Raw genomic sequence first — 9,205 nt, forward strand, 5'->3', positions numbered from 1 at the left:
ATCTCGAAGCCGCCGGTCAGGCCGGCCAGCCGGCTGCCGGCGACGGCGGGGAAAACGGCGCTGGCCTTGGCGTCTACCTTGCCGATGATGACGGCGAAGCGCTTTCGGCCGACCATGTCGATTCCTGCTTCAGCCGCTACCGCTCCTATCGCCCGGAAGACAACAGCTACCAGCCATACTCCGGTGGCCCGAGACGGCAATGCCAGTAGCCCCCGCGCACCGCCGGCATGGCGATCCGATCGCGCGGATTTTCCGGAGCGTCCGCATTGGCGCGACGTTCAACCCTGACCCGAAGGAGGACTGACCATGAGCGACGACCGGGACGACAGAATTCGTGAGCGCGCCTACCAGATCTGGGAACGGGAAGGCCGCATGCAGGGCGACCCCGAGCGGCACTGGCACCAGGCCGAGGCCGAGATCGACCGCGAGGGAGCCCTGCCGCTGACGGCGGGCGACGCGCTGCCTGAAACCGGCGAGATCGCCAGCTCCGACGTGCTGGAGGTCGAGGCGCTGGCGGTGCGCACCGGCATCTCCGGCGACGAGGCACAGGAACTGCTCGACCGCTTGGGCAACGACCGCGCCGCGGTCGAGCAAGCCGCGCGCAGCCTCAAGGCCAAAGGGCGGCGAAACCCCGATGAGGGACTGGCGAAATAGTCGGAGGACGAAAAATGCCGGCTAGGCTGCGACGGCTGATCGGCACGAAAAGCCCGCGCCTCTGGCGGAGGACGCGGGCCGATCGGAGGGCCGATCTTCGGCAGGCGATGGAGGGCACCACCTGCCGCATCCACTAACAATTAGCTTTGGCTAATGTTCCGTCAAGTTGGATCTGAATTTACTGCGTTGGAATGTCGGCTGCCGCCGCAATTGCGCCGCTAGCCTTCGTGGCCGGGATGCATGTGTCCGGACAGGGAGCTTGTCGATGGGATAGGAATTTTTTCTTGACGGGGTGAGGGCAGCTATGCTACATTTCTGCCTATGGTGCTGATTTGCGCCAGTGACCCGCCGCCCAGGCGGGTTTTTGCGTTTTGGCCGGCGCTCGCCGAATTTCGACGTTGCCAGAAAGCGCCGACGCCAAAGCTGCCAATCTCCCCACTTGTGGGGGAGATGGCCGGCAGGCCAGAGGGGGGGCGCCGTAGAGTGCTGCCTTCGAACGGGTGGATCATTTGGATTGGAACGGCGTTGATCCCTGACACAACCGGGGAATGAGCATGGCGACAAGACGCAGGCGCTGGTCGGCAGGCCGCCGCCCGGTAAGCGGAAACCTTGATCAGGGCCAATCCTAGCCAGGGAGAGCGAGATGATCCGAAAACTCAAGGACGGCAAATACCGGCTGTATTCGCGCAAGAAGGACGACAAGACCGGCAAGCGGCGCAACCTCGGAACGTTCGATACGCGCGAGGCGGCGGAGAAGCACGAGAAGGAGGTGCAGTATTTCAAGCGGCATTGAGAGGGGGCCTCTGGCTGTCGCAATGGTGACTCACCAAACGCCAATGCGGCCGGCGCTGAATACAGCCGTCACCCGCAAGATGTCTACGCCACGCGTGGTTGAGCTGGCCTGACTACGGTAGCGAGCACGATGCCGGCGACGATGAAGGCCGCACCGACCAGGTCGTAATCGTGCAAGCCCTCGCCGAGCAGCAGATAGGCGAGCACGGCCACGAACACCGTCTGCAGGTAGAGCAGCATGCTTGCCCGGCTAGCACCCAGCGTTTGCACGCTTTTGTTGTAGAGGTAGTACATCAGGGCGCCGCCGGGACCTGCCAGATAGGCGAGCGCGAGAAGGCTGTGGACGTTCATGGCGGAGCGTTCGTCGTTGAACAATTCCCACGCATGGAAAGGCAAGGCGACCAGCGCACCGGCGCCGAGCAGCAGCACGACCATCGGCAGGAGTTCGATGCCGAATTTGGCACGGCGCAAAAGCACGGTGTAGAGGCCCCAGCAGAACGCGCTGCCGACGATCCACAGCTCGCCGGCGTTGAGCTTGAGCTGCAGCAGCGCCGTCAGGTTGCCGTGGGCAACGATGAAAATCATCCCGGCAAGCGCAACCAGCGCGCCAAGCGACTTCCACAGGCCGAGCGGCTCGCCAAGCACGAAACGGGCAAGCACCATCGTCATGACCGGCGACAGCGCCATGATGATGCCGGCCGTGGTGGCGTCGGTGTGGTTGAGGCCATGGTAGATCATACCCTGGCAGAGCGTCAGGCCGATCGCCCCCACGGCGACGACCTCCACGGCGCGCGTTCGCAAAAGCCCGATCATCGCCTCGTGATGACGGTGCACGATCGGCAGCAGGATGGCGCAGGCAAGCGTCAGCCGCCAGAAACAGAGACCCCAGGGCGGCATTTCAGGCGCCACCCATTTGGCCGCGATGTAGACACCGGCCGAAAGCAGCCAGCACAGGACGGCGGCCGGATAGCCGGCCAGGGAGGATATGGGGCGCACGGGTTGCGCGGCTTGATGCGCTATCGGCATTGCCTGCATGTCATGCCTCCCCTTCGATGACCTCGGCCAGACGGGGCAATATAGCCTGTGTCGTTGGGTCGTGCATCCGTTTTGAGAGGTCGAGGAGGAATCTGGGCAGCCGCGCGGACCTCAAGGGCAAGGGGAAACTATCAGCCAGGGAGAGCGAAATGATCCGGAAAATGAAATGCGGAAAATACCGGCTTTATTCGCGCTAGGAGGATGAGAAGACCGGGAAAAGGCGGAATCTGGGAACGTTCGAGACGCGTGAGGCGATGGAGAAGCATGAGCGCGAGGTGTAGTATTTTAAGCGGCATTGAGGGGATAGTGGGACGTTCCTTGCAGGCTGGATACCTGGGCATGGCCCGGCGGGAGTCCTCTTTCACACCAAACTTCGCCCGGCAGAACATTCCGAGAAGACAGCGATCACGGCGGGCATGTTCCTACTGGCAATTGCCGCCATCGGCGCAATATAGCTGCACCAGCAGCGGAGCAGGAGACGGGCAACGTGCTGATGGTGGCGAATGGGTGGTAGGGAAGCTTTCAGTTGAGGGGCGGGTTGCGGTGGATCACAGCTCCCTGGGCGCGTATCGCTTAGTATGGATGCGTTAGGCTCAGGTTGAGTGATGCGGTCACCCTTTCCTAAACACTACAGTGCCCTTATACCGAATCGGTCGCTTGCGGCACAGGAACAGTGAACTCCAGAGGTCATTTGCATACTCTCGAATCCTATCTCAGTGATGGAATCCAACGTGATCGGGAAGACATTGCCGCCATCGATCGAGTGCTTCTAGAAACAGGAGAAACGATTGCGGGAACGTTCAATTCGGAGAAACCCAACTGGCCCTATGAAATTCCCGATCGCCGAAAAGAAAATGACAAGCACAAGATTTCGCATAGCACGATGACAATGATGATCCGCGCAATCGATCTTCTTCGCGAGTCGCAACGAGTTGGCACATCTCGTCCAGGCTATGCATTTGAGGTTGGCGGTCAATACGCGAAAAAGCTGGATGAAGCGCGAAAGAAGGCATTTGACAGGTTGGTCGCTGAGCTTAGAGAAGCCCGTTCTGAGACCAGAGCCCAAACCATAACAACGATTTCTCCTACCTACGGGACCAATGACCCGCTAACCATGTCGTTTCTTGCCGAGGTTTTGTCGGCGACACCTGGTGGGACCGATGATCTCATGGCCGATGCCAGGATCGTCGTTCAGAAACTCGTAAAGATTGATCCGACGAACAGCTTCGTCAGTTTTTTTATTTTTAAGAACAGAGGCTTGACGGAATCAAAAGTCGTACCCAACGCATTCGTTCCTTTGTTAGTCGTGCGTGCAGCTCATACGCTGGGGCAAGAGATAGAAGGCAGAGCTGCATATCTGCGCTACTTTGAGAGTACACTTCACGATCAGCTTTCGTACTCAAATATCCCGGACAGCCGCTTCGATCCTGCCGAGTTGATCTTCTCTTTGGAGGGCGTGCTGCTCCTCTCGGAGCAGACAATAGATGTGCGTCTATTCGACCGTGTTCTTGATGTCCTCGAGCAAGCGCAGCAGACTAGTGCTCACTGGCGCCCAAGTAAGCCCTTCCTGCGCACCGTAAAGGGGTTTGTACTTTTCCCAATAAGTGTGGAGGCCGCAAATTCACTTCTGCGGTGCTGCCAGAGACTAGATAAGGACGAGCGGTTTCATGGGCGCTCGGAACGATACATAGCTCTGTTTCGCCGCTTCTGGAGTTGGCTTGCGGCGAGGCGCGTCACAATCGATGTTGAAGGAACGCCACGCCGAGTTTCAGGCTGGCACTCGGACCATGTCGCGGATCCTGACTCGATCCAACTTTGGGATACCGCGCAGGTAGTCGATTTTCTTCTGGGATACCGGCGTAGCCTCCACGGCCACATAGCTCGCACCACGCTGCGACTGTCTCGCTTCAACGTTCGAAAGCCTCAACGTGCCAAACAGTCTTGGAGTCCTGCGACCCAAGCGATGCAACTAGCTCGAAAGACGACAACGGCCGCGGCCCCGGATGACAAAGCAGATCTGAGGGAGAGCTTTGAGCCGATAACCTCACTCGGGCCATACTTCGAGACCTATCGTAAGGTAGAAGAGGAGTTCCTTTTGCCTTGGCTCGGCGGAAGTCCCCGAAATTATTCTATGTTAATTTATGGCCCGCCTGGCACCGGCAAAACCAGCGTTGCTGAAAATTTAGCGGATGCGCTCGGCTTTCCGCTCGTAACGATTACCGTCAGCGACTTTCTGGCAGGTGGCGGGGGCGAGGTGGAAGCGCGCGCTAAAATGATCTTTGAGGTGCTTGAGGCGCAGGCGGACGTCGTGGTCCTCTTCGACGAGATTGACGAACTCGTGCTGGATCGAAGCTCGAAGCGGCATGGCCAGCAAGATACCGTATTCAAGTTCATGACGCCTGGCATGCTGACCAAGTTTAATAACTTGCGCCGAGCGAAGCGCGGTATCTTCATCATGGCTACCAATTACGCATATCGCATCGATCCGGCGATCCGTAGAACGGGGCGTATCGACGAGAATTACCTACTGCTTCCGCCGGATGCTACTTCAAGGCAGAAGATGATAAAGAATTTTCTGAAAGATGCGATCGAAAAGGGAAATCTCCCGGCCGACCATGCGCTGAATCCTGACAATATCGAGAAATCCGGTAAATGGAGTATCCTGCGGAGTGCTTCATTCTTCTTGGGCTATAAGGATATCGAGGCTGCAGTGGCGCGTGTTGTTCGCCAGGTTGGTAACAGTCAAAGTGTGACGGAACTTGAGAGTGAGTTCTTGGAATGGGGACGCACAACGACTCTTCGCCTCTACAATGGCGCATTCGACGAAATAGACGATCGGGAGGCAATTGAACGCGAGTTCCTGCCCCTTATCGAGATGGCAGCGCGGGAGGGCGCAGTCCTTAAGGAAAAGAAAAATCCGGCTCTCGATTGCGCGGCTTTATTTAAGGCTGATGAAAAGAATGGCAAGCTGGCTTCGTTCGCTAGTGAACTTAAGCTCAGAGAAGAATCCTTAAGGTTCGTTAAGCGGCGCAGTCCGGAATACGTTAGGAAATGACAGCTCAATCCCCCCAGCCGCTAAGCGGCATCCGTCAAGCTTGGCGTTCTGCCTTCGGATCACGAAAGGTCGTCTATCTCAGCGGCCCGATCACGTCGGGACTGCGGTTCATAGATTGGTGGAGCAAGATCGGATATCAGCTTGAGGCCGATGCGAGCGCTTATCGTGCCGAACTTGTCGAGCAGGTGATTATTCCGAACGAGAACCAGCTCAAAGCGACAGCCGAACTGCTCCGCGCCAGGGGCTCGGAGCCGGTGGTTGAGCCAGCGAGCCTATTCATTAACGGTTGGACCCAAGAAGATTATCTAGAGTTGTGGCAGCAGTTCATCTCAGCTCACGCGAGCCGCATCCTGTTAATGGACGGATGGGAATACAGCGCGGGTAGTGCCTCTGAATTCTGCCGTGCACATCTCGAAGGCATCCCCACCGCTCGTGTTGACGGATCGCCCATCGTCGCACGAGATGGTGTCGCCGCAATCAGCCGCGCACTCGCTCGCGTTGATGCACTGGCTGTGCCGCCGCTCGCTCTCCAGAACACATTGCGTGCTGCATATAGCCAACTCGAAACAACAGTGGCGACTGTAGTCTACGTGCCGGGTGGTGGCATTCCGCGAAAAGACGCTTCGCTCGATCGGCTCGCTGAACTTATCAACGTAGCGCAATTCGTCAGCTATGAACCGCATCGTGGGAAACCAAAGCAGGCGTATTCACGCGTCCTTGGGGAAAGCCCTAACCGCATATTCTCCAACGTTACCGAAGTTGCCGAGACACTCCTTGCGCGAAGCGCTGACGGCTCCGTGAATGTGAGAAGCTTTACACCTGAAAGCCCGCTTAGCCGCGAATTCATATACGGTCTGACTCGAGTTAACGATATTGTCGATGCGATCGCACGCCTCACGCGCGAAGGTCTGCATACCATCGTAAATGAAACGGTCGATATCCACGATGGTGGCGTTTCCGGGGTGGTGCTTGGGAAGATCATCGAGTTTGCTCCCGACGATACGCCTCGCGCGGTAGAGAAGGCAGGCACAGCTTCTCTACCTCTCGGTTGGGGATTCCGACTCCTCGCTACGGTTTACGGTTTCGAACCGGATTTGGCAGTTCCCGAAAACACGCGCCTGGAATTCAGTCTGCATCCCCGGCCACGTGGCTGGCGTCGCATGCACACGTTGGGATGGGAGATTGCTGAACACAAAGGGTTAGATTTGTTTCCGGTAGCGCAGTGGCCCAACAGATTTAGTCATATGCTTGGCGATAAGGTCTTCGGGCTTCTTGTCGCACACCTCATTGGCCTGCCAGTACCGCGCACTACTGTGGTCAATCGGCGGGTGGCACCGTTTACGTTCGGCCAAGCAACGGGTTCGTCGGAGGTCTGGTGTCGCACTGCACCAATCGAGCAGACACCGGGCAAATTCACGACAACGCGCGGCTGGAGCGACCCCTTTAGGATCATGCAGGAAGAAGATCCGGACCACAAGTTAATCGCTTCGATTCTGGGACAAGCAAGTGTTGAGCCGCTCTATTCCGGTGCGTCGATAGTGCTCCAGAGCGGGGAGATCGTCACCGAGGGGCTACGCGGTGTGGGTGACAGGTTCATGTTAGGCACTGCCAAGGCAGAGATACTTCCGTCGTCAATTATCGCGGACGTTGAACGCCTGCATGCGGGTGCGGCCGAATTGGGCCCGGTGCGTTTCGAGTGGGTTCACGATGGCAAACGGGCATGGGTGGTGCAGATGCATCATGGCGCAACTAAGAGTGCTGCTGGCGTGCTTGTCCCGGGAAAAGCAGAGCATTGGATAGTCTTTGACGTCTCGCAAGGACTTGAGAAGTTACGCGACGTCATTGACAGCCTTGAGCCGCACCATGGTGTGGAATTGCAGGGCGAAGTTGGCCTAACTAGCCATATCGCGGACGTTATTCGCAGAGCAAACGTGCCAGCACGCATGAAACCGCAGGACCGTGATGCGGCCTAGTGCTGGGCAAGCAAACATCACCGTAGCCGAGTGCTCTTTCGGGTAGGGTCGCCGGGAACAGGAATTGTCGTCCTACCGCCTTCCCACCCCTGGCATTAACCATTCGTTAACCATTCCCTCGCTAGCGTTTACCTCTCAGTAAGGATTCGCCAGCCGTGACCTTTGCCGCCCCCCTCGAGGCCAAATCCATTCGCTTTCGTGCCCGCTCTTTCGTCGCTTTCACGCTGACGCCGGAGGCGCCTTTGGACGTGTGGCTGGAGGGGCTGGATCACTGGATCGGCAATTCGCCTGGCTATTTTGCCGGGCGGCCGGTGGTGCTTGATCTCAACACCTTGAAGCCCGATGTCGCCGCGATCGAATCGCTGGTCGACGTGCTTGGCCATCGCGGCATCCGCGTCTACGCCATCGAGCTCGACGGCCACGCCGCACTCGCGCCCAACCTGCCGCCGGTGCTGGTCGGCGCCAAGGAGGCGACGACGGATGGGTTGCTGCCCCGCGAGGCGCGGGCGGAGGGTTTCGACAAGGCCGAGGGCAGGGCGGCTGAACAGCATGCGGATGCGGGCAGCGCGGCCAAGGCCGGCGACGGCAAGGCTGGCGCAAGCAAGGCGGGCGATAGCGAGCCGCAGGTTGAAGCTTCGGGCACGCTGATGATCAAGGCGCCGATCCGCTCCGGCCAGGCGATCGTGCATCCGCATGGCGATGTCATCGTGCTGGGTTCTGTCGCTTCCGGGTCGGAGATCATCGCGGCGGGCTCGATCCATGTCTACGGCACGCTGCGCGGGCGCGCTTCGGCGGGTGCGCTGGGCAACAGGGGCGCGCGCATCTTCTGCCGCAAGAACGAGGCGGAGCTGCTGGCGGTCGACGGCTGGTACGTCACCGCCGAGGAGATGGAAGGCGTTTCGCGCGGCAAGCCGGTGCAGGCGTTTCTCGACGGCGACGCCTTGCGGGTTTCGACGCTGAGCTGACATTCGTTTCGATATTGGGGCGGCCGAGGGCCGCCCGACCAAGAACAACAACAACGGAGGCTTTTCAATGGGCAAGGTAGTGGTGGTCACCTCGGGCAAGGGGGGCGTCGGCAAGACGACCTCGACGGCGGCCCTCGGGGCGGCCGTGGCCAAGACCGGCAAGAAGGTGGCGCTCGTCGACTTCGACGTCGGCCTGCGCAACCTCGACCTGATCATGGGCGCCGAACGGCGCGTGGTGTTCGACCTCGTCAACGTCATCCAGGGCCAGGCGAAGCTCTCGCAGGCGCTGATCCGCGACAAGCGGGTCGAGACGCTGTTCCTGCTGCCGGCCTCGCAGACGCGCGACAAGGATGCGCTGACCGAGGAAGGCGTCGGCGAAGTCATCGACAAGCTGCGCTCGGTGTTCGACTACGTCTTCTGCGACAGCCCGGCCGGCATCGAGCGCGGCGCGCAGCTCGCCATGCGCTTTGCCGACGAGGCGGTCATCGTCACCAATCCGGAAGTGTCGTCGGTGCGCGATTCCGATCGCATCATCGGCCTGCTCGATGCCCGCACCTTGCGGGCCGAGCAGGGCGAGCAGATCGCCAAGCATGTGCTGGTGACGCGCTACGATGCGGCGCGCGCCTCGCGCGGCGAGATGCTGTCCATCGACGACGTGCTGGAAATCCTGTCGGTGCCGCTGCTCGGCATCATTCCGGAAAGCCAGGACGTGCTGCGCGCCTCCAACCTCG

General features: G+C 59.5%; 8 protein-coding genes. 7 read left to right on the forward strand and 1 reads right to left on the reverse strand.

The features are described 5' to 3' along the window. The 3 genes from EN884_RS39535 to EN884_RS14550 form a co-directional block, all read left to right on the forward strand. Nucleotides 1-209 (forward strand): BA14K family protein (locus tag EN884_RS39535; RefSeq protein WP_245466046.1); only part of this gene is annotated, 209 nt, incomplete at its 5' end. A 97-nt stretch (nucleotides 210-306) separates the two neighbouring features. Then, nucleotides 307-654 carry a DUF2934 domain-containing protein gene (locus tag EN884_RS14545; RefSeq protein WP_027160800.1) on the forward strand — a complete coding sequence of 116 codons (348 nt, stop codon included), beginning with the start codon at nucleotides 307-309 and terminating at the stop codon, nucleotides 652-654. Nucleotides 655-1,297: 643 nt separating this feature from the next. Further along, nucleotides 1,298-1,447 (forward strand): hypothetical protein, encoded by a 150-nt coding sequence (locus tag EN884_RS14550; protein WP_086081318.1) that lies wholly within the window; start codon nucleotides 1,298-1,300, stop codon nucleotides 1,445-1,447. A gap of 83 nt (nucleotides 1,448-1,530) precedes the next feature. On the opposite strand, the gene EN884_RS14555 is transcribed toward EN884_RS14550, so the two are convergent. Then, nucleotides 1,531-2,481 (reverse strand): EamA family transporter, encoded by a 951-nt coding sequence (locus EN884_RS14555; protein WP_063168610.1) that lies wholly within the window; start codon nucleotides 2,479-2,481, stop codon nucleotides 1,531-1,533. A gap of 691 nt (nucleotides 2,482-3,172) precedes the next feature. Between EN884_RS14555 and EN884_RS14565 the strand changes: the two genes are divergently transcribed. From EN884_RS14565 to minD, 4 genes are all read left to right on the forward strand, one after another. After that, on the forward strand, nucleotides 3,173-5,536 hold the full coding sequence (locus EN884_RS14565; RefSeq protein WP_063168609.1) for an ATP-binding protein: 2,364 nt from the start codon (nucleotides 3,173-3,175) through the stop codon (nucleotides 5,534-5,536). Further along, nucleotides 5,533-7,509, forward strand: a complete 1,977-nt coding sequence (locus EN884_RS14570; RefSeq protein ID WP_082826503.1) for a DUF4406 domain-containing protein — start codon at nucleotides 5,533-5,535, stop codon at nucleotides 7,507-7,509. The genes EN884_RS14565 and EN884_RS14570 overlap by 4 nt, the downstream gene beginning before the upstream one ends. 155 nt (nucleotides 7,510-7,664) lie before the next feature. After that, the gene (gene minC, locus EN884_RS14575; RefSeq protein WP_063168608.1) at nucleotides 7,665-8,474 is read left to right on the forward strand and encodes a septum site-determining protein MinC; all 810 of its coding nucleotides are present in this window, start codon (nucleotides 7,665-7,667) and stop codon (nucleotides 8,472-8,474) included. A gap of 67 nt (nucleotides 8,475-8,541) precedes the next feature. Further along, nucleotides 8,542-9,205 (forward strand): septum site-determining protein MinD (minD, locus tag EN884_RS14580; RefSeq protein ID WP_128360598.1); only part of this gene is annotated, 664 nt, incomplete at its 3' end.

It is taken from the genome of Mesorhizobium sp. M7A.F.Ca.AU.001.01.1.1 (assembly GCF_004022735.1).
GTDB classification, from domain to species: Bacteria; Pseudomonadota; Alphaproteobacteria; order Rhizobiales; family Rhizobiaceae; genus Mesorhizobium; species Mesorhizobium ciceri.